The organism is Halosolutus sp. DAT137 (assembly GCF_059736405.1).
This window is the reverse complement of sequence record NZ_JCAQID010000009.1, coordinates 138,226-158,304: the sequence shown is the minus strand read 5'-3', so window position 1 is coordinate 158,304 and position 20,079 is coordinate 138,226. Positions and strand designations below refer to the sequence as shown.

The window sequence follows — 20,079 nt, the reverse complement described above, 5'->3', positions numbered from 1 at the left end:
TCACTCGTCGTCCGGCTCCTTTTCGGCGCTGTTCCGTCGATCGCTCGAAAGTACCGACGCGTCCGGCCACGTGACGCTTCCCTCGAAGGGAACCCCGATCCGCTCGGCGGCGCGGGCGATCATGTGTGCACCCGTCGGAACGGTCACGAGGAGGAACGCGATTCCGATGAGCGCGGTCAACCCTTCGTTTCCGGGTCCGAAGTGGACGAAGCCGGCGACGAAGATTGCGGCAGTTCCGAGTGTCGTGGGTTTGCTCGTGGCGTGCATCCGGTTGTAGACATTCGGGAGGCGGAGCAGTCCGATCGTTCCGACCGTCAGGAAGAAGACGCCGATCGCGATCAGGGCCATCACGAGGCCCGTCCGGATCATTCGATTACCTCGCCTTCGGTGACGAACTTGGCCACGGCGACCGTCGCGATGAAGCCGATGATTGCGAGCACGAGGCTGACGGTGATAAACAGCCCGCGATCGGTCCCGATCGCAAAGAGGACCGCGATGGCGACCACGTTCGTCGCGATCGCATCGAGTGCGACCACTCGATCGGGGTCCGTCGGCCCCCGTATCACGCGGTAGCTACAGAGTACGCACAGCCCGCTGACGAGGATCAGGGCCGCACGAACCACCGCGTCGAGTAACGCCGGATCGAGCAGCTCACTCATCGTCGACACCTCCGTCATCGGGCCCCGGCGTGCTGTCTCGTTCCCCGCCAGAGACGACGATCTCTCGCGGGCGATCGTCGGGCGTGGCGTCCTCGTCGAACATCACGAGAGCGTAGTCCTCCCAGGTGCGGATGGGGGCGACGATCGCCGCCGGATCGCGGCCGTCGACCGCGTGGACGTAGAGCGCGTTCGTTCGTTCGTCGTAGTCGAGGGTGACCGTCCCGGGCGTGATCGTGATGCTATTGGCGATGGTCGTGACCGCGAGATCGGTTTCGACCCGGAGCGGGACCAGGATCACCTCGGGTTCGATCGGCATCCCCGGCGAGAGCACTCGGTAGGCCACGTCGACGTTCGCCCGGACGATCTCCCACAAGAAGATCGCGAGGTAGCGAAGCGCATACGGGAGCGAGCGGATGCCGCGACCGAGATCGAATTGCTTTGCGTACAGCCGTCGAAAGACGAACGCGATCGGAAGCCCGACGACGAGTCCGAGGAGGAACTGCCCGATCACCGCCGATGGGGTGAGAGTGACGCCGCGGACGAAACTCCACAGCACGGCGAAGACGACGCCGGCGACGGGCCAGGCCCGGACCCTCATTCGCGACCACCTCCGTTCTGCTCCACGGCGGGGTCGTACCGTCCGACGGCCTCCCTGTACCCCTCGCTATCCAGCGCGGCCGTCGCCGCGGCGTCAGCGAACTCGTAGACGGGTTCGAAGCCGACGCCGACCGCGAGGACGGTCGCTGCGAGCACCACGACGACGCCGACCTGAATCGGGTCGGTAACCGCGTCCTCGACGGCGGGCGTTCGAGCGCCCCAGAAGCTCTGATTCCACGTTCGCGTGACGTAGGCGATCGTCAACAGCGAGCCGACGAGCAGGAGGGCGACCACCGGCGTCGCCGCCGCCCGCGCCGCGGTGTCGAAGACGAGGAACTTACCGAAAAAGCCCGACAGCGGCGGGATACCGACGAGCGCGAGCGAGCCGACGAAAAACGCGATCGCAAGCGGCGTCGATCGACCCGCCAGCCCGCCGAGTTCGGCCAGTTTGCTGGTCCCGGTCGCGGACCTGACAGCACCGACCGAGAGGAAGAGCAGCCCCTTCGCGAGCGTGTGGTTGAGCGCGTACACCAGCGCGGCGAGGACTCCGAGGTGGCGCAACTCGGGGCTACTCGTCGTCGCCGCGATCGCGACGGGAATCGCGATGAAGCCGACCTGACCGATGCTCGAGTACGCGAGCACGCCCTCGATGGAGTCCCGGCCGACGGCCCCGATGCCGCCGACGAGGATGCTGGCGGCGGCCATGACGAACAGGGCAGCTCCGACGAACGCGAGCGGAGAGTCCCCGGCGACGGCGGTCCCGAGCCCGGGGACGTCGAGGCTGACTGGGACCTGCGCGTCCGCAAAGACGGTAAACGAGAGGCGGATGATCGCGTAGATGCCGACCTTTTTCGTCGCGCCGGCCAGCAAGGCGGCGATCTGTGGCGGCGCGGACCGGTAGGCCGTCGGAATCCAGAACTGGAAGGGGACGAGGCCGGCTTTGATCGCGAACACCGACAGGAGCATCGCGAGGAGACCGACGACGGGTCCGGGATCGATCCCGTACGCGACCGGATCCGCCAGCCGCCGGGAGAGGTCGGCCATATTGAGCGTGCCGGTCGTCGCGTAGATACCGCCGACGCCGAGCAGGAAGATGGCGCTCGCGAGCAGGTTGAGCGCGACGTACCAGAACGCGGCGCGGGTGTGCTGTGGGCCGCCGTAGTAGGCCACGAAAATGTAACTGGCCATCAACATCACCTCGAACCAGACGAACAGGTTGAACAGGTCGCCGGTGAGAAACGCCCCGGTGACGCCGAGCGCCAGGAAGTGAAACAGCGGGAAGTAGTAGCTCCGACGATCGAGTTCGGGCAACACGCGGGTCGAAAAGACCAGCGACGCGACGCCGAGGATCGCGACCATCGTCAGCATGAACGCCGACAGGCCGTCGACGACCAGCGTGATGCCGAAGGGGGCCGGCCAGCCGCCGACCTGGTAGGTCGCGATCCCCGGCGCGCCCGGCGCGAGGATAACGTACCAGTCGATCGCGGCGACGACGATCGCGTAGGCCGCGCCCCCGGCGAGGCTCACGCCGATTCGCCCCCGCGGCCACCGACCGAGCAGGAGGCTGCCGACGCCTGCCAGGAGAACCACGAGCATCGGCGCGATCACGAGTTGGGACGCCGTTCCGATCGGCATCGCGGTCAGCGTCGTCGTCGCAAGGTCCGTCACTGTCGCGGTCCCTATCGTCGTCGAACTGTTCATCGTCGTCGGCAGTGTCGTCGTCATTCTCGATCACCCAGTTCGGAGACGTCTAACGTGTCGTGTTCCTCGTAGACCCGGTAGGAGAGCACGAGCGCGAACGCGGTCATGCCGAAGCCGATGACGATCGCGGTCAGGACGAGCGCCTGTACCAGCGGATCGGCCGTCTCCGGGACGTGGTCGCCGTGGCCGGCAAGCACGGGGACCGAATCAGCCGTGCCTTCGACGATGCCGCCCATCGCCAGTAGGTAGACGTTCGCCGCCTGCCCGATGATCGCCAGCCCCCAGACGACTCGAATCAGGTCCCGCCGGAGGACCAGGAACGTTCCCAGCGCGAACAGCGCGCCGACCACGGCCGCGAGGACGATCGCCGTCATTCCGCCCCCACCACCGAGAGAATCGTGAGCAGGCCGCCGACGACCACGCAGTAAACCCCGAAATCGAATGCGACCGCGCTCGCGACCTCGACGTGGTGGTAAATCGGCACGCCCTCGAACTCCCAGAACGTCTGCGTGAGGAAGGCCCGACCGAACAGCAGCGGCACCAGTCCGCTGACGACGGCGATCGCCAGGCCGTACTCGAAGACGCGTCGGTAGGCGACGACGACCCGATCGCGCGAGGGCTCCTTGCCGGGGTCGACGTCGCGGCCGAGAACCCCCCGTTCGAGGAAGTCCAGCCCGAACGCGAGATAGACGATCGCGAAGGCCGTCGTCGTGAGGACGCCGCCGATGAAGCCGCCGCCGGGGAGGTTGTGTCCCTCCACGAACAGCGAGATGGCGACGACCAGAATGATCGGAACGATCGCCCGCGCGGTCGTTCGCATGATGACCGTCGTCGTCACCGGTCTGCACCTCCGTCGTCGGTCTTTGTCTCGCCGGATGTCGGTTCTTCGGTCTGCGTCTCGTCGGCGGATCGCATCACGATCAGCGTTAGGATCGAGATGGCGGCCAGCGCGACGACGACGAGTTCCCCAAGCGTGTCGAAGCCGCGAAAGTCGACGAGGATCACGTTGACGATGTTCGTCCCGCCGCCCTCTGGAACCGCTCGCTCGGCGTAGTAACGGGCGACGTCCGTGCTGCCCGCGGGCCGGGCGTCGGTCGTGAGAAGGACGGTGACGAAGACGGTCGCGCCGACGGCCACCGAGAGGACGGCGTCTCGGGCGACCCTGCCAAGGTCGACCTCGTAGTACTCCGGAATCTCCTCGATCACGAGCAGGAAGATCACGAGCAGGAGCGTCTCGACGACCAGTTGCGTCAACGCGAGATCGGGCGCGCTGGCGAGAATGTAGAAGATGGCGATCATAAAGCCGAGAATCGAGAGGGTGAGGATGCCGGCGACGTGTGACTCGGATGTTACGACCGCGAGGGCGGCCACGACCGCGACCACCAGAACGAGTGCGATCGACGCCGTGGCGTCGACACCCACGAGGTCGGCAGGGGCGACGGCGACCGTGGCGGCGAAGCCGACGAGCGCGAACGCGCAGGTGGCGGCCAGCGTCCACGTCGCGTACGTCCGGAGCAGGCCGTTGTGGACCCGCGAGCCGAGCCACGAGCCCGCACCCGTGAGATTGCCGACGACGGCGTCGTACCACCAGTTCGCGCTCACCGGCGGGACCGCAGCGGGAATCGACCGAACCACGCGGTGAATCCGATCGTAGAAGGGGTACGCGAGGATTCCGAGACCGATCGTGACGGCGCTCATCCCGACCGGCGTGGAGTACGAGGTGGGGAGCCCGACGTGCACCGTCTCGGGGTCGATCGCGGTCGCGTCGACGCCCGACTGAACGATGGCCCGAACCGCGATCTCCGGGTTGACGCTGACGACGGCCGTGAGGAGGGCCAGAACGGCTGGCGGGACGAGCAGCGTGACCGAGGGCCGATGGACGGCACCGATCGCGTCGGGCCGGCTCCCGAAGAAGAGTCCGAGAAATCGAAGCGAGTAGAGAACGGTGAACACGCTCCCGAAGACGGCCACGGCGGGGTAGAGCCAGCCGAGGAGACCGACGTCGTGGTAGTGGCCCGCCTCGACGGCCGCCTCGAACAGCAGTTCCTTCGAGTAGAAGCCGCTGAACGGCGGGATACCGGCCATACTGAGCGCGACGACGACGGTGATCGCCGCCGTAATGGGCAGGTCGTGGCGGAGTCCTCCGAGTGCGTCGATCCGCCGGGTGCCGGCCTCGTGGGCGATGATCCCCGCCACGAGAAAGAGCGCGGCCTTGAACAGGGCGTGATTGAACAGGTGGAAGACGCCGGTTTCCGCGCCATAGATCGAGGTAAATCCGAATCCGGCGACCATCAGCCCGAGGTGGCTCGCCGTCGAGTAGGCCAGCAGTTCCTTGATATCCGTCGCGGCGACCGCCAAGATCGCACAGACGGTCATGGTCGTCAACCCGAGCGTCGCGAACAGGAGCAGCCACTCCTCCCCGACGAGGATCGGGCGCATCCGTCCCACGAAGTAGACGCCGACTTTCACCATCGTCGCGGAGTGCAGAAAGGCCGAAACCGGCGTGGGGGCCGCCATCGCGTTGGGCAGCCAGAAGTGCAGCGGGACCTGGGCGGATTTCGTCGCCGCGCCGATCGCGAGTAGGCCGAGTACAGGCAGGAACAGCCCCGCTTCGCGGAGGGCCTCCTGCATCGTCTCCGGATTCTCGAGCATCGCGGCGAGGTCAAACGCGGATGCGGGACCGACGACGTCACCCGCGACGATCGAAAGCAGGAGGAAGCCGACCAGCAAGAAGAGGCCGCCGCCGACGGTGACGAGCATCGCCATCCGGGCGGCGTACTGCGAGGAGTTCTCTGCCGTGTAGTGGCCGATCAGGACGAACGACGCGAGGCTGGTGAGTTCCCAGAAGAGGAAAATCGCGATCAGGTCGGCCGCGAGTGCGACGCCGACGATCGACCCCATGAACGCGAGTAACGTCGCGTAGAATCTGGCGAGGTTCGACTCGCCGTGCATGTAGGCGGGCGAGTACAGGAAGATGAGGGTTCCGATGCCACAGGCCAGAAGGGCGAACAGCAGCGCCCACCCGTCGACGTAGAACCGGAGTGAGACGTCGAGCGCCGGAATCCAGGAGAGTTCGACCGTCCCGGGATTCGTCGTCGCGGCGTACTGCGAGGCGAGCAGCGCGAACGACGTTGCCGCGACGAGAGCGCCCGCGTAGCCGGTTCGCTCCCCGAGCAGGCGGAACAGCAAGGGCGTGAGCCCTGCGGCGACGAACGGCAACGCGACCGCGGCGAGGACCACCGCTAGGTCGGGTGACATGTAGTACGCCGGGGATAGGACAACCCCAGCCTTAAACGATTACCTTTCTTCCCTCGGTCGGAGGAAGCGTCGGGCCGACGATCGAAGACCACGGGCTCGGACCCGCAGGTTCCGGAGTCCGACACGCTTATTCGCAAACGGCGACGACGGTTGTATAGTGAGCACCGAGACGCCCGATCCGACCGAAACCGACGCCTTCGAGCGAGTCTGTGAGACGCTCGTCGATCGGATTCTCGCGGGCGAGATCGAACGCGACGAGGTCGAGAAGGCCAAACTCGAGGCCTGTTCGGAACACTCCGCACCGAAGGTGCCGAAAAACTCCGAGGTGGTGGATTACGCGCCGGAAGAACACCGCGAGGAACTGCAGGCCGTACTCCAGCGCAAGCCCGTACGCACCGCCTCGGGGGTGTCCCCGATCGCGATCATGACCTCGCCCGAGCGCTGTCCCCACGGGAAGTGTCTGTACTGTCCCGGCGGGCCGGACTCGGAGTTTTCCTCCTCCCAGAGCTACACCGGCGAGGAGCCGGCGGCCGCCCGCGGCGTCCAGAACGACTACGATCCCTACGGACAGGTGACGCTTCGTCTCGAGCAACTGCGCGAGATCGGCCACCCCGTCGACAAGGCCGAACTCATCTTGATGGGCGGGACGATGACCGCCCGGAGCCACGACTACCAGGAGTGGTTCGTCAAGCGCGCGCTCGAGGCGATGAACGACTACGATGTCGACACGGAGCCGGAACCCGCCGAAGGGGTCAGCTTCGCCCAGGATCCGGGCGACTACGAGTGGAAATACGTCGAGGACGTCATCGCGGAAAACGAGACCGCCGACGTCCGCAACATCGGGACGACCTTCGAGACCAAACCCGACTGGTGCGATCCCGAGCAGATCGATCGAATGCTCGACCTCGGCGGGACGAAAGTCGAGGTCGGCGTCCAGACCACCTACGAGCGGATCAACCGCGAGATGCACCGCGGCCACGGGACCGCGGATTCGATCGACGCGAACCGACGGCTCCGCGATTCGGGATTCAAAGTTGGTTTCCACATGATGCCCGGCCAGCCGGGAATGTCCAAAGAGATGTGTCTCGAGGACTTCCGGCGCGTCTTCGAGCAAGAGCAGTGGAAACCCGACTACCTCAAAATCTACCCGACGCTGATCGTCCGCGGAACGGCGACCTACGACTGGTGGCACAAGGGCGAGTACGACCCCCTCGACAACGAGGAAGCCGCCGAACTGGTCGCTGAAATCAAGTCGATGATCCCCCGGTTTACGCGCCTCCAGCGCGTCCAGCGCGACATTCCCGCGGACTTCATCGACGCCGGCGTCTGGAAGTCGAACCTGCGCCAACTCGCCAGACAGCGCATGGACGACCACGGCTGGACCTGCGAGTGCATCCGCTGTCGCGAGGTCGGCATGAGCGACGAGGAACCCGACGAGGTCGACCTCGAGGTCATGACCTACGACGCCTGTGGCGGGACGGAACACTTCATCTCGATCGAGGACTTCGATCGCGACCTCCTGATCGGCTTCTGTCGCCTGCGGTTCCCTGGCGACCCCGTCCGATCGGAACTCGAAAACGCCGCGATCGTCCGCGAGCTTCACGTCTACGGCACCGAAGTCGCGGTCGGCACCGACGGTGAAACCGGCCAGCACCAACATCAGGGCTACGGTCAACAGCTCATGACGCGTGCCGAAGAACTCGCGATGGAAGCCGGCTACGACAAGCTGAGCGTTATCTCCGGAATCGGCGCTCGCGAGTACTACCGGAACAAACTCGGCTACCATCAGGACGGGCCGTACGTCAGCAAACAGCTCTGAGACGGGCGGGTCACCGGCGTCTACCACTCGAGTATATCGTTCCCCGAAGCGTTTCGAGAGACGATGGCATTCAGCGATCGACTGCTCGACGCAGGCGACCACATCTGGGATGCACAGAAGAATCACCCGTTCGTTACCGAACTCGCAGCCGGAACGCTCGACGACGCAGCCTTCGAACACTGGGTAAAACAGGATTATCGGTATTTGCTCGATTACGCGCGGCTGTTCGCGATCGCCGGCGGAAAGGTACGCACCGAGTCGGAGATGACCCACCTGCTCGGCGTCGCCCACCAGGTGCTCGACCACGAGATGGATCTCCACCGCGAGTTCGCCGCCGACTACGGGATCTCGCGGGACGAGTTGGAATCCGTCGAGAAGGTCCCGACCTGCGTCGCCTACACCAGCTTTCTCATCAGAACCGCTTACGAAGGCTCGATCGCAGAGATCGCATCGGCGCTGTACCCGTGTATGCAGGGCTATCTCGACGTGGCAGATCACATGGCCGACCTCGCGGAGCACGACCACCGGTACACGCCGTTTATTGAAATGTATACCAGCGACGAGTTTCGCGAGGCGACCGGCTGGTGTCGGGGGTTCGTCGATCGGTGCGGAGAACAGTATCCCGGCGAGCACGACGCGATGGAAGCCGCGTTCCTGACGAGCGCCAAACTGGAGTATCAGTTCTGGGAGATGGCCTACACGCGGGAAGGGTGGGACCTCTAGACGCGGGGACCGAAAGCACGCGTCAGTCGATCGTGACCTCGAGTTCGAGCACGCCGAGATAGGAGGGGGCGTTCCCGCCGGAGGTCCGGAACGCCGTGACCGACGAGTTGACGATGTCGTAGAACTCCCCCTGGGTCTGTGGAAACAGCGGCTCACCATCCTCCTGAAGCAGGTACGCCGGCGCGTCAGTCGCCTGGAGACGTTCGACTCGCTGGGTCCAGCCCGCCTCGTCGAACAGGAAGACCGCAAAGGAGAACCGGCCCGCCGCGACCGCCTCCTGTTTGGACGCGAACTGATCCGATTCCTCGACCTGATACTCCTCGTCGCTGATCCAGGCGATCGCCGCCAGATCCCCCATCTGGACGAAGTAGGCGTCCCAGGACAGCGTGTCGTCGAATTTCGCCCAGGTGTTTCGCGGGCCGATCGTATTCACCTCGACGCTGAAGGCGGGTCGCCCCCGCGAGCCGATCGGCTCGTGGACGAAGGTGGCATCGTAGCCCGGTGCGCGGATTCCACGATCGTGATAGACGACGCCCGGCGTCTCGATGTCGATCTGTCCGCTCGCCACCAGTTCGTCGACCAGCGCCATGACCGAGATGCCACCCTCCGCCTCGAGCCGGTCGAAAACCGAGGGAAGCTGGTAGACGTCGTCCCAGCGGGGTCCGGGACCCTGACTCATTGCCGGGTCCTCCTTCCGCGTCCCGTATCCAGGAGCTGGCGTCGGGTCGTACGGGCTCGATCGAGCAGTCGGTTCTCGCTCCCGTCGTGCATACGCGTCCAGAATGGTCGGGTTCGGATTATACTGTCGGATATCAGTGCTCGCGGATCGTTTCACTTCCCGTTCGCTACCCGCGGTTCTCGCTTGCGTTGTTCGCTCACGGGTCACTGCTCGCGGTTCCCGCTGGTCACCGCTCGCTATTCGAGGCGCTTGGCGCTTCGCTCCCCGTTCGCTATCGTGGTTCTCGCTCACGGGTCACATCCGTTCCCCGTTCGCTATCGTGGTTCTCGCTCACTCCGTTCGCTCACGGGTCACATCCGTTCCCCGTTCGCTATCGTGGTTCTCGCTCACTCCGTTCGCTCCGAACCACGCTCGCTCCGAACCACGCTCGCTCCGAACCACGCTCGCTCCGAACCACGCTCGCTCCGAACCACGTTCCAGTCGTGCGATCGGGTGTGCAGTGATGTTCAGTGGCTGCTATCGGGTGGCGTTCCGAACGTCCGCTGGTCGCCGACTTCCGTAACCAACGTATATGACTCTCGGCAGCATATGCCACGCCATGGCGAGTGACTCAGCAACGCTCGGACATTCACGGTGTCGAAACTGCGGCTTCGAGGCAGCCGGCGGCTCCGACGAATGGTTGCGGATCGACATTCCAAAACTCGGGCGGATGACCCAGTGTCCCGAGTGTGGAAGCACGGACGTCATTACCAGGCGATAGCCGACGCGAGAGGGCGCGACCCCCTCGCGATCTCGATCGCCGCTTAGGCGGAACCGATCGTTGGCGAGATCGCCACGATCTACGGCAACGAACTCGCGGGCCCGGCAGTCGAATTGAAAAGTGGTGCCGTCGGTCACGTCCAGTCCGTCGGTCACGACGAGTCGAGTCGTGAGTGACGACCCGTTTCGATTTCGAGGTCGGCACCCGCCACGAACGGCGATAGGTACGTACGATCGGATAGCCTGCACGAACCGTTCGGTCGTAGCGTTCGCGAACGGTGATGAGAGGGCGTCTCGAAGCGCTCTGCCGGCCAGCCATCGTCGCGTCTCGTTAGAGGTCAGCGGCGTCGAACCGGTAATAGCCAACGGCGACGGGAACGACCAGCCACAGCGCCAGGACGACCAGCCCAACCTCGGGACTCGCGTAGAGCGACCCGGACTCGGTAGCCACCTCGACGCCCGCTTCGACCCCTGGATCGGCACCCACCTGGTCGGCCAGACCGGGCAGCAACGCGGTGAGTGACGAGAAGTACGCCGAAGAGGGCGACACCTGCGTGACGAGGAACACCCAGTCCGGAATCTCCGCGGGAAACGAAAAGCCCCCGACCACGTAGAGAACGCCCATCGGGACGACGTCCCAGAGGAGTTCGAAGACGACAAAGAAGCCGAGCGCCAGCGTCGTCGCACGCGAGGTCGACCCCGTCGTCGCCGACAGCGAAACCACGATCGCGGCGTAGACGGTGGCAAAGGACAGCGACAGGAGAACGAACGCGAGGACGGCTACGGCGTCGATCGCACCGATCAGGGCGGCTCCGAACCCGAGACCGACGACGACGCCGACCCCGAGACCGATCGCGAGGACGCCCGCCCGGCCGACGACCTTTCCGGCGAAAACGTCGCGGCGGGTGGTCGGCTGCGAGAGCAACAGTTTGATGCTGCCGAGTTCTCGCTCGCCCGCGAGACTCTTGTAACAGACAACGATCGCCGCCAGCGGGACGAACAGGGCGAGGAGTCCGGTGGTAAAGAACAGCAGTCCGGCGAACGTCGCGCCGGCCGGTTCCCCGAACATCTCCGGCACCTCGACGTAGGCGTACGTCGAGAGCAGCGAGAGCACCACGAACACGCCAACCAGTGCCCACAGCGCCCGCGACTGGACGGCGTCGCGGAAGTCCTTCTTTGCGATCGTGAGCCAGGTCATGCTTCCACCACCGTCTTCTCGCCGGCGTTCGTGTACTGGACGAACAGGTCCTCGAGCGACGACTCCACGACTGCGAAGTCCTGTATCGGGACGACTTCGTCGATCGCGTGCAACGCGGCGAACTTGGAGACGCCGTCGACGCTCACCCGCAGCCGACCGTCGTCGATCGCGGCGCTGCCGACGCCGTCGAGTGCCGCCACTCGATCGACGGTCCCGTCGTTCAGTTCGTCTACGTAGACGTACAGCGTCTCGCCCGTGCCGGTCGCATCCCGAAGGCCGTCGATGGTGTCGACGGCGACGAGTTGTCCGTCGTCGATGATCGCGACGCGATCGCAGACGGCCTCGACCTGTTCCATGACGTGACTCGAGAAGAAGACGGTCGTTCCACGGGCGTTCTCCTCGCGGATTATCTCGCGCATCTCGCGGGCACCGTTGGGGTCGAGTCCCGTCGACGGTTCGTCGAGAACGAGCAGGTCCGGGTCGCCGGCCAGCGCCATCGCGAGGACGAGTCGCTGGCGCATCCCCTTCGAGTAGCCGCCCGCTTTCCGATCGGCGGCGTCAGCAATACGGACTCGCTCGAGCAGCGCCATCGGGTCCTCGCCGGTGTCTTTCATCTCGATGGCGAACTCGACGTGCTGGCGGCCCGTGAGTCGATCGTAGACGTGGTAGGCGTCCGGCAGGACACCAGTTCGTCGCCGGACGGCCTCGCCCTCCGACTGGGCGTCGTGGCCGAGCACCGTCACGCTCCCCTCCGTCGGCCGGATAAAATCCAGCAGGATATCTATCGTCGTCGACTTTCCGGCACCGTTCGGCCCTAAAAATCCGAATATCTCGCCGTCCTCGACGGTCAGATCGAGGTCGTCGACGGCGACGACGTCGTCGAACCGCTTCGTGAGACCGGCGATTTCGATCGCTGTCATATAACGAGCAACCCACCGCCAGTCGATAAGTATTGTTATCTGTCTTACATATTGACAGCGAGCCTACTCAAATATTGTTGAGCAAGTCGCGTCACACGGTTATCCCCGCCCCGAGAGTGTTCTCGTGAGAGAGACACGCAGAACGATCTCCTGACCGGCCTCAGTCGGATTCGACCGGGCCGACGACGCCAGTGGCGTCCACCGCAATTCTGAGCGTCTCCTCGTCGATCGCGAACTCGACGATCGCCTCGAACGGGTCGAGCGAGTCGATTTCGTCCCGAACGACCCCTGAGGTGACGAATTCGAAGAACTCCCAGAGCGGCAGGTCGAACAGTGAGATGCCGTGGTCCCAGCATAATCCGATCGCCGCCGGATGGAACGCGGCCGTCACCTCGATCGGAATCGTGACCACGAGTCCGCACTCGCGACAGGTGCTCCGGTGGGCGGCGAACGATCGATCGTCGTATTTCTCCTCGTCGTGTTCACCCACAGTGTATTCGTGCGTGTAAATCTCCGTTTCGACCAGCCCGTAGCACTCCGGGCAGATGGTTCCTTGCAGGTGAGCGACAGTACTCCAGATTCGGGTGCCGAAGCTCGCGACGATCTCCGAGGGCGTTCGGTGTCGGGCCTGACTGCGCGGGAAGAAGTCGGTCACGAGTCTCGCGTCACACGAGTTACATCTAACGACGAAGTGTTCGTCCGAAAGCGTCGCGACGAGGTCGTCGGCCGTACAGAAGACGCACGCGCCATCGACGGATCGGTCCTCGAACGCTGATGCGCTCTCGTAGAGGTTCGAACGGATCGCTCGTACGATTTTGCTTCCGGCGTACGTGAGCCGGTAGCCTGACTCCGTTTCGACGACGAAGTCACCGACGAGCCGATCGAGGTGGTAGGAAAACTGTGACGTGCTCGCGATGTCGACGGCATCGTACAGCGCCGTAAACGACAGCGGGTGACCCGGTTCCTGTAACTCTCGCTCCCTGTCGGCGAGTGCCACCAGTATCTCGAGTCGCCGCCGGTTTCCGAGCGATGCGATCGCGTCGACTACGTCCGTCCCGATATCGAGACGGTTGTCGGGATCTGGCGTCGTCATAAGACCCACGTTCGAGGGGACCGGGAAGATCGAATCGTTCGGGATCGTGCTGTGAACCGCGAAACGCGGCGTCGATCGCGCGCGCTCGCGTCTCGCCGCACCCGTCGCCTCGCATCGGGTTCCAGAGAGTGACTGCAGGGGCGGACTCGATCGTCGACGGTGACGAAGTCTGGCATAGGGCCAGAGACGCCGGCGAGCCGTGAAGCGGTGTCGATCGGCGCGAACGAGGGCAGCGAGGGCGGCAGGCGATCGACCGAGTAACCGACAGGTTCTATCCGGTCACCGCAGTAGAAACAACGAATGGCTACCGCAACGCCTTCCGAGATCACACGCCCCCTCGTCGTCGGCCTCGAGAACGGTGAGGCGTCGGCCGTCGTCCCCGACACTATCGACGAAATCGAACGGGCGTCGACCGCGGCCACAGCAGTCAAGGTGGTCACGAACGAAGCGATCGACTGCGTCGTTGCGGCGGGCGAACTGCCGGACGGAACCGGACTCGAACTGCTCGAGACGATCCGCCATCGCGATCCCGTCCTCCCGGTCGTACTCGTGCCGGCAGACGGTGACGAGACGCTCGCGAGCGAAGCGATCGCTGCCGACGTCACCGAGTACGTCCCCCACGAGGCTGGTACAGACGCGATCGCACGCGCCGTCGAGCGGGCAATGGAGACGGGAGATGACCGACGAGCGAGACGCGATCGTGCGCGCCAATTCGAGGCAATTTTCGAGGACCCGGAAACGTACTCGTGGGTGCTCGACTCGGAGGGGATCGTTCGCCGGACCAGCACGATTGCACTCGACGCGATCGATGCGACGGCCGCCGAGATCCGCGGGGAACCGTTCTGGGCGCTTCCCTGGTGGGATCACGGCGACGGGCGCGACGCAATTCAGAACGCGATCGAACGCGCGGCGAACGGAACGGTCACGCACCGAGAGCTGACGCGGGCCGAACTACCGACCGTAGACGAGGGAGTTGCAGACGAGACGGGCTCAGATGGGGGAATTGCAGACGAGACTAACGGAGACGAGCCGCGAACCCTCGAGGTGACGATCCGGCCGGTCACCGACGACTCCGGAACGGTCGTCTCGCTGCTGGCACGGGCCACCGACGTGACCGAACGCGCCCGGCTCGAAGCGGACCTCCGAGAGTCCGAGGAACTCCACCGGGTGACGCTGAACAACATGACCGACACCGTCCTCATCGCGAACGAGGAAGGCGAGTTCACCTACGTCTGTCCGAACGTCCACTTCATCTTCGGCTACACGGACGAGCAGATCCACGAGATGGGGACGATCGACGAGTTGCTCGGACCCGACCTCTTCGATCGCGACCGACTCGCGGAGGCGGGCGTGTTGACGAACATCGAGTGTACGGCGACCGATCGGGCGGGGAACGAACACACGCTGCTGGTCAACGTCCGCGAGGTTTCGATCCAGGACGGGACGCTCCTTTACAGCTGTCGCGACGTGACGAAACGAAAGCGCCGCGAGGAGGCGCTGACGGCGCTGCACCGGACGACTCGCGACCTGCTCTACGCCGAGACGGAACGCGAAATCGCGGATCGAATCGTCGACGACGCGACAGACGTGCTCGATCTCGAGGCCAGCGCCGCGTTCCTGTTCGACACCGACGAGAACGTGTTGCAGCCGGCGTCGACCTCGCCGGCGATGGACCGGTTACACGGTCCCCTCTCGCGTCGACGGGCGAACGCCGAGACGATCTCGGGGCGGGTGTTCGTCGAAGGCGAGCGTCGCTTCTTCGCGGACATCCACGACTCGCCAACGCTGTCCGACCCCACGACCGACATCCGGAGCGCCGGCTTCGTTCCGCTGGGCGATCACGGCGTCTTCCTCGCAGGTTCGCCCGAGGTCGACGCCTTCGACGACGTTTCTCGGGAACTCACGGATCTGCTCGCGGCGACCGCGGAAGCGGCACTCGACCGTGTCGAGCGAGAACAACGCCTGCGCGAACGCGATCGAGAACTCAAGCGACAGAACCGGCAACTCACCCGACTCGACCGCATGAACGAGATCATACGCGAAATCGACCAGGCGCTCGTCGGTGCCGAGACGCGCGCCGAGATCGAAGCCGCCGTCTGCGAACGGCTCACCTCGGCCGATCGCTTCTCGTTCGCCTGGATCGGGACGACCGACGCCGCGGGCGAACGCCTCGAATCGAGCGCCCACAGTGGGACGGGACGAGGACGTGATTACCTCGACAGCGTGGATTTCACCGTCGCCGGCGGTTCCGAACCCGCGACCGCGACGGCCAGCCGCGGCGCGGTCACCGTCGTCTCGAACGTGGTCGATCGCCTCCACGAGGAGCCGTGGCGCGAGGCCGCGCTCGCGCGTGACTACCAGTCGGTCGCGAGCGTCCCGCTCGCCTACGACGAGTTTTCCTACGGCGTATTGACGGTGTACGCCGATCGGCCCGACGCGTTCGACGACACCACGCAGGCCGTCCTCGCGGAGCTCGGCGAGACGATCGCCGCCGCGATAGCTGCAGTCGATCGCAAGCGAGCGCTGGTGACCGATTCGCGGACCCGATTCGAGTTCGACGTCGACGACGACGGCTTCGTCTTCACCAGACTCGCACGCGAGACCGGGGCCCGTCTCTCGTTCGACGGCGGCGTTCGCCAGCACGAAGGCGGCGCGTCGGTCATCGTGACCGTCGAAGGTGCGTCCCCGGACGCCGTGGTCACCGCCGCGGCCGGCCTCCTCGCTATCGAAGAGGCGCGAGTGATCGGAACCGACAGTGGTCGCGAAGACGGTGAGGCCGGCAGTGACGGCGAGAGTGGTGCCGTCCTCCTCGAGCTATCAACGCCGTTTCTCGCGCTCCGACTCGCAGACCACGGCGTGGTGTTGCGGAGCGTCGAGGCGTCGCCGGACGGGACTCGCGTCGTCGTCGACATTCCGAGCACGGTCGACGAACGGAGCGGGGTGGCCGTCGTCTCCACTGCGTTTGCCGAGATCGAACTTCGATCGAAACGGACCGTCGAACGAACCAGCGCGCGCGACCTCCGCTCGGCGCTGCTCGATCGGCTGACCGATCGACAACTCGAGGTCGTCCAGCTCGCCTACTACGGCGGCTACTTCGAGTCGCCGCGGGCGAAGACGGGCGAAGACGTCGCGGAAACCCTCGGCATCTCGCCGGCCGCGTTCTACCGCCACACCCGGATCGTGCAGCGAAAACTCTTCGAAGTACTGTTCGAGGAGATCGGATTGCCGGCAAATACTGCGACTGCAGTTGAATAGTGAACCCCCTATTCGATATGACGCTAGATATCTGACGAACACGCTCACCCTAATATCCCTAATACAATACTACCACGACGAACGCCGCGATCACCGATCGATTCGTCGTGTACCCATGAAAGACGTGAAATTCGATCCCGAGAACGAATCGACCTACGAGTGTTTCGAGTGCGGTACCGTCGTGAGCACCTCGGCACCCGGCCGCTGTCCCGAATGCGGGACGGAGATGCGCAATCGGGGAATGCCGATCGAGTAGCGATATCGTCCCACCACCGTTCCCCACCCTCCGCCGAGCCGCGGCGAGCGAGCGACGACGCACGCGAGACGGTCCTCGAAAACTCTCTACGTCACCTGGCGCGAGGCCACCTACGTCACCTGACGCGAGGCCACCTACACCGTTGCGCTCTCGCGGATTCGTGACGCCCACGAAGCCCGCGGTCTCTGGCCCTGATCACAGCGGACGGCTGCGATTTTCGCTGTTCTCGCTGGGATCGTCGATCAGTCGCGAATCCGATCGCCGATCGCTCGTCGATCAGTCGTCGAACCGTTTCCGCTGGAGAAGCTCGCGCTCGCGGAAGACGACGAAGACGGCCGCCGGATCGCTCTCGAGTTCGATCGTCTTGCTGTCGCCCTCTACAACTGTGCCGTCGTCGCCCCACACCATCGGCTCTGCACTCCGTGGCTCGATGAACAACTGAACGTTCTCCGCAGCGAGTTCGTCGCCGCCGTCGTGAGTGACGGTCAGTGCTTTGGTCTCCTCGTCGTAGCCGATCTCGAACGACGCATCCGGAACGACGACGTGGTCCGTCACCTCGATCGACTCCTCGGGTGCGGTCCACTCGACGACGAGTTCGGTTCCGGCCTCGAACGTGCCGAGATCGATCTCGTCGTCGGCTGTGAGCCGATCGTGGTCGTCGGCCGGCTGTGCGTCCGTCCGGTCGCCGTCAGCGAGAATCCGGAACTCGGCCGCATCGCGAGCGATCCGGTCGCGGTAGACGGCGACGACGCCGTCCTCCCGAGACTCGATGGAGAACGCAAAGCGCGGTTTCGGGGTGATGCTGAGGACGTGGTGACGGTACCGACCGTCGTCGTCCGCGACGACGACGCGGATGTGCTCGTCGATCTCGACGGCTTCGATGACGGTCGTATCGCCCGTTGTGAGGGTGTCGTGTGCCTCCGCGAACAGCGCGTCCGGCCCCGCGCTGCCGCTCGACCCCTGGTCCCGCCGATCGAGGCCAAGCCGGTCCGGATCGGCGTCTTGCTCCCCAACGTACGTGAGTTCCATCTCGGCGGTGTCGGGATCGTAATCGATCTCGAAGGTGTCGTCGGCTGTCACCGTCCGATCGAGCGTGTGCTCACGGTCGATGTCTTCGGGAACCCACGAGAGAGTAACTTCAACGAACGGCTCCGCTTCGGCCGTCAGCTCATCGCCCGGGCCGAAGTTGTCGAACTCGTCGGTCGGCTGTGTGTCGGTCAGTTCGCCACCGACGCGCAGTTCGAGATCGTCTGCGTCGACGGCGTCGCCCTCCTCGTGGACGAGCGTCACCGCTCCGTCGTCCCCGGTGTACTCCACGGAAGCGTGCACGCGCGGTCGGACGACCAGTTCTCCGATCGCCATCGGCTCGTCCGGCGCAGTCCACTCGACGAGCAGTTCCGTGCCGATATCGTAGTCACCGAGTTCGATCTCGGCGTGACGATCGAGCGTCCGGCTCTCGACGAGATCGTCGAACGTCGCCTCCTCGTTGCCGTCGATCAGGAGACGAAACGCCGCAGGGTCGCGCTCGTGGTCGTCGTGATACCGAGCGACGACGCCCTGATCGGGCCGGCGGTGGAGGTGAACCCGCGGCGGGCGCATCCGGTAGTTGACCAACTGCGTCGGCGATCGCTGGGGGTTGTTCGGCACGTCGAGTTCTAGAGACACGCGATCGCCAACGCCGACGTTCTCGACGGCGACCGTCTCGCCCGCGGTCAGTTCGTCGCCAGTGCCGGCGAAGCCCTCGAGCACGTTCGATCCCTCGTCGGAATCGTGTCGAAGTGCCAGCTTCGTCGGATCGGCCGCCCGGTCGCTGACGTACTCGATTTCTACGCGTTCCGCGTCGAAGTCGTAGTCGACTTCGAAGGCGTCCCGTCCGACGAGGACGGTTTCGTACGTGTAGAACGCGTTCTCGTCGTCGTCGAACCAGCGGAGGGTCAACGTGGCGATCGGATCGGTCGCGACGATCAACTCGTCGCCCTCCTCGAATGTCTCGAACTCGTCGAGGGGACCGTCCTCGGACAGTTCCCCGTCGTGCCACAGTTCGAGGTCGTCGGCGTCGACCGACTCCCCACCACGGTGGCGGAAGACGACGGTACTTTCGTCGTGGTCGATCTCAGCGTCGATCCGCGCGTCGGGTGCCGCCTCGCGGTCCCGCGTCGGGGGCTCCTCGGCGACCACCGTCGCGTGGACGAGACCGGGTTCGCGATCGAACTCTATCTCGGCAACGATTCCGGGTTCCAGTTCGGTGACGATCGCTTCGACGGTTTCGTCGTCGAGGTCGCTATCTGTGGCCGTAGACAGGACGTACTGGTTTTCGACCGTCCCCTCGATCGTGTGCGGGACGTCCGCAAAGCCCGCTGCGAACGAGTCGAGCGTGTCGGAACCGAGGCCGCGAAAGCCGATTCCCTCGACGTCGGGTGCGAAGTAGACCAGCGGCTGGTCGGTGAGCAACTCGAACGCCGCGACGGCGTCCTCGCGACTGTCGAGAAACGACTCGGCGTCGCCTGCATCGACGTCGACGGCCGCACTCGTCAGCGCCGTCGGCGTCTCGCCGTAGCCGACCACCGCACGGTCGTCCGCCGTCGCGTACGACTCGCCGTCGGATTCCGCCAGTCGCCACCCGTCTCGCTCGTCGGTCTCTTCACCCGGCTCAGGCCGGTCGAATGAGCCGACCGCGACCCCGACCTGACCACGGGGGTCAGTGGCGTGGGCCGCGCCGACGTGCGAGATGTCGTCGGTGTCGAGGTCGTCGAGCGACCGCAGAACCTCCCGTACCTCGTAGCCGTACTCGGTTTCGTCCTCGGCGTCCGTGACGTCCGCGAGGATCACCATTCGATAGGTGGTCTCAGCGGCAGACTCCGCGGGGATCACCGCGAGTGCGTCCCCCGCGCCGTCGGGAACATCGGCATCGATGCTCGCGATTCGTTTTTCGGACGATCCGCCTGCAATGCCGGCGAAGCCGGCGGCTGTGGCAGTGCTTCCGAGAAGGAAGCGTCGCCTGGAGGGCTGCTTCACACCCATAACGTTTCAAGGTAGCTATAAATATATTTCCATGACACGAAATCGAACCCAGCGACACCGGAGCTGTACGAACCGTCGGGCGACCACAAGGTCGTTCCGGACTGAAACTGACCCCGAATCCACAGTCGAGCGTAGCTCCCG

General features: G+C 65.0%; 17 protein-coding genes and 1 pseudogene. 6 read left to right on the top strand and 12 right to left on the bottom strand.

Annotated elements, in window-relative coordinates; genetic code table 11:
- Genes mnhG through mbhE form a run of 7 tightly spaced genes read right to left on the bottom strand, consistent with a single transcriptional unit; the run spans position 1 to position 6,215 of the window.
- The gene (gene mnhG / locus AC6I6L_RS16040; RefSeq protein ID WP_497918768.1) at positions 1-369 is read right to left on the bottom strand and encodes a monovalent cation/H(+) antiporter subunit G; all 369 of its coding nucleotides are present in this window, start codon (positions 367-369) and stop codon (positions 1-3) included.
- Positions 366-659, bottom strand: coding sequence for an MrpF/PhaF family protein (locus AC6I6L_RS16035; protein WP_497918767.1), 294 nt, complete (start codon positions 657-659; stop codon positions 366-368). The genes mnhG and AC6I6L_RS16035 overlap by 4 nt, the downstream gene beginning before the upstream one ends.
- Entirely contained in the window at positions 652-1,257 is a 606-nt protein-coding gene (locus tag AC6I6L_RS16030) for a Na+/H+ antiporter subunit E (RefSeq protein WP_497918766.1), read from the bottom strand. Before AC6I6L_RS16030 ends, AC6I6L_RS16035 begins: the two co-directional genes overlap by 8 nt.
- Positions 1,254-2,957: a complex I subunit 5 family protein gene (locus AC6I6L_RS16025; RefSeq protein WP_497918982.1), complete on the bottom strand. Its 1,704-nt coding sequence runs from the start codon at positions 2,955-2,957 to the stop codon at positions 1,254-1,256. Before AC6I6L_RS16025 ends, AC6I6L_RS16030 begins: the two co-directional genes overlap by 4 nt.
- A gap of 20 nt (positions 2,958-2,977) precedes the next feature.
- On the bottom strand, positions 2,978-3,331 hold the full coding sequence (locus AC6I6L_RS16020) for a sodium:proton antiporter (RefSeq protein WP_497918765.1): 354 nt from the start codon (positions 3,329-3,331) through the stop codon (positions 2,978-2,980).
- On the bottom strand, positions 3,328-3,777 hold the full coding sequence (locus tag AC6I6L_RS16015) for an MnhB domain-containing protein (RefSeq protein WP_497918981.1): 450 nt from the start codon (positions 3,775-3,777) through the stop codon (positions 3,328-3,330). Before AC6I6L_RS16015 ends, AC6I6L_RS16020 begins: the two co-directional genes overlap by 4 nt.
- Positions 3,778-3,791: 14 nt before the next feature.
- Positions 3,792-6,215 (bottom strand): hydrogen gas-evolving membrane-bound hydrogenase subunit E, encoded by a 2,424-nt coding sequence (gene mbhE, locus AC6I6L_RS16010; RefSeq protein ID WP_497918764.1) that lies wholly within the window; start codon positions 6,213-6,215, stop codon positions 3,792-3,794.
- Between the two features lie 157 nt (positions 6,216-6,372).
- On the opposite strand from mbhE, the gene AC6I6L_RS16005 reads away from it, so the two are divergent.
- Positions 6,373-8,034, top strand: a complete 1,662-nt coding sequence (locus tag AC6I6L_RS16005; RefSeq protein WP_497918763.1) for a tRNA uridine(34) 5-carboxymethylaminomethyl modification radical SAM/GNAT enzyme Elp3 — start codon at positions 6,373-6,375, stop codon at positions 8,032-8,034.
- A gap of 63 nt (positions 8,035-8,097) precedes the next feature.
- A complete protein-coding gene (gene tenA, locus AC6I6L_RS16000; protein WP_497918762.1) occupies positions 8,098-8,757 on the top strand; it encodes a thiaminase II in 660 nt (219 codons plus the stop codon).
- A gap of 22 nt (positions 8,758-8,779) precedes the next feature.
- Here tenA and AC6I6L_RS15995 read toward each other — a convergent pair whose 3' ends face one another.
- On the bottom strand, positions 8,780-9,436 hold the full coding sequence (locus AC6I6L_RS15995; RefSeq protein ID WP_497918761.1) for a hypothetical protein: 657 nt from the start codon (positions 9,434-9,436) through the stop codon (positions 8,780-8,782).
- Positions 9,437-10,034: 598 nt separating this feature from the next.
- Between AC6I6L_RS15995 and AC6I6L_RS15990 the strand changes: the two genes are divergently transcribed.
- Both AC6I6L_RS15990 and AC6I6L_RS15985 read left to right on the top strand, forming a co-directional pair.
- Positions 10,035-10,196, top strand: a complete 162-nt coding sequence (locus tag AC6I6L_RS15990; protein ID WP_497918760.1) for a hypothetical protein — start codon at positions 10,035-10,037, stop codon at positions 10,194-10,196.
- A gap of 50 nt (positions 10,197-10,246) precedes the next feature.
- Positions 10,247-10,372, top strand: a pseudogene (locus tag AC6I6L_RS15985) (DUF2196 domain-containing protein); the annotation flags it as partial.
- Positions 10,373-10,526: 154 nt separating this feature from the next.
- Here AC6I6L_RS15985 and AC6I6L_RS15980 read toward each other — a convergent pair.
- The 3 genes from AC6I6L_RS15980 to AC6I6L_RS15970 form a co-directional block, all read right to left on the bottom strand.
- On the bottom strand, positions 10,527-11,393 hold the full coding sequence (locus AC6I6L_RS15980) for an ABC transporter permease (RefSeq protein WP_497918759.1): 867 nt from the start codon (positions 11,391-11,393) through the stop codon (positions 10,527-10,529).
- A complete protein-coding gene (locus AC6I6L_RS15975) occupies positions 11,390-12,313 on the bottom strand; it encodes an ABC transporter ATP-binding protein (protein ID WP_497918758.1) in 924 nt (307 codons plus the stop codon). The genes AC6I6L_RS15980 and AC6I6L_RS15975 overlap by 4 nt, the downstream gene beginning before the upstream one ends.
- A gap of 160 nt (positions 12,314-12,473) precedes the next feature.
- Positions 12,474-13,406, bottom strand: a complete 933-nt coding sequence (locus AC6I6L_RS15970; protein WP_497918757.1) for a winged helix-turn-helix domain-containing protein — start codon at positions 13,404-13,406, stop codon at positions 12,474-12,476.
- Between the two features lie 300 nt (positions 13,407-13,706).
- Here AC6I6L_RS15970 and AC6I6L_RS15965 point away from each other — a divergent pair, with 300 nt between their 5' ends.
- Positions 13,707-16,661 (top strand): bacterio-opsin activator domain-containing protein, encoded by a 2,955-nt coding sequence (locus AC6I6L_RS15965; protein ID WP_497918756.1) that lies wholly within the window; start codon positions 13,707-13,709, stop codon positions 16,659-16,661.
- Positions 16,662-16,776: 115 nt separating this feature from the next.
- Positions 16,777-16,917: a rubrerythrin-like domain-containing protein gene (locus AC6I6L_RS15960; RefSeq protein WP_497918755.1), complete on the top strand. Its 141-nt coding sequence runs from the start codon at positions 16,777-16,779 to the stop codon at positions 16,915-16,917.
- Between the two features lie 276 nt (positions 16,918-17,193).
- Here AC6I6L_RS15960 and AC6I6L_RS15955 read toward each other — a convergent pair whose 3' ends face one another.
- A complete protein-coding gene (locus tag AC6I6L_RS15955) occupies positions 17,194-19,938 on the bottom strand; it encodes a hypothetical protein (protein ID WP_497918754.1) in 2,745 nt (914 codons plus the stop codon).
- Positions 19,939-20,079: the final 141 nt, after the last annotated feature.

Bases quoted from the DNA above. Each gene is read 5' to 3' on its own strand.
- mnhG (WP_497918768.1), bottom strand. From the start codon at position 369: ATGATCCGGACGGGCCTCGTGATGGCCCTGATCGCGATCGGCGTCTTC.
- AC6I6L_RS16035 (WP_497918767.1), bottom strand. From the start codon at position 659: ATGAGTGAGCTGCTCGATCCGGCGTTACTCGACGCGGTGGTTCGTGCG.
- AC6I6L_RS16030 (WP_497918766.1), bottom strand. From the start codon at position 1,257: ATGAGGGTCCGGGCCTGGCCCGTCGCCGGCGTCGTCTTCGCCGTGCTG.
- AC6I6L_RS16025 (WP_497918982.1), bottom strand. From the start codon at position 2,957: ATGAACAGTTCGACGACGATAGGGACCGCGACAGTGACGGACCTTGCG.
- AC6I6L_RS16020 (WP_497918765.1), bottom strand. From the start codon at position 3,331: ATGACGGCGATCGTCCTCGCGGCCGTGGTCGGCGCGCTGTTCGCGCTG.
- AC6I6L_RS16015 (WP_497918981.1), bottom strand. From the start codon at position 3,777: ATGCGAACGACCGCGCGGGCGATCGTTCCGATCATTCTGGTCGTCGCC.
- mbhE (WP_497918764.1), bottom strand. From the start codon at position 6,215: ATGTCACCCGACCTAGCGGTGGTCCTCGCCGCGGTCGCGTTGCCGTTC.
- tenA (WP_497918762.1), top strand. From the start codon at position 8,098: ATGGCATTCAGCGATCGACTGCTCGACGCAGGCGACCACATCTGGGAT.
- AC6I6L_RS15995 (WP_497918761.1), bottom strand. From the start codon at position 9,436: ATGAGTCAGGGTCCCGGACCCCGCTGGGACGACGTCTACCAGCTTCCC.
- AC6I6L_RS15990 (WP_497918760.1), top strand. From the start codon at position 10,035: ATGGCGAGTGACTCAGCAACGCTCGGACATTCACGGTGTCGAAACTGC.
- AC6I6L_RS15980 (WP_497918759.1), bottom strand. From the start codon at position 11,393: ATGACCTGGCTCACGATCGCAAAGAAGGACTTCCGCGACGCCGTCCAG.
- AC6I6L_RS15975 (WP_497918758.1), bottom strand. From the start codon at position 12,313: ATGACAGCGATCGAAATCGCCGGTCTCACGAAGCGGTTCGACGACGTC.
- AC6I6L_RS15970 (WP_497918757.1), bottom strand. From the start codon at position 13,406: ATGACGACGCCAGATCCCGACAACCGTCTCGATATCGGGACGGACGTA.
- AC6I6L_RS15965 (WP_497918756.1), top strand. From the start codon at position 13,707: ATGGCTACCGCAACGCCTTCCGAGATCACACGCCCCCTCGTCGTCGGC.
- AC6I6L_RS15960 (WP_497918755.1), top strand. From the start codon at position 16,777: ATGAAAGACGTGAAATTCGATCCCGAGAACGAATCGACCTACGAGTGT.
- AC6I6L_RS15955 (WP_497918754.1), bottom strand. From the start codon at position 19,938: ATGGGTGTGAAGCAGCCCTCCAGGCGACGCTTCCTTCTCGGAAGCACT.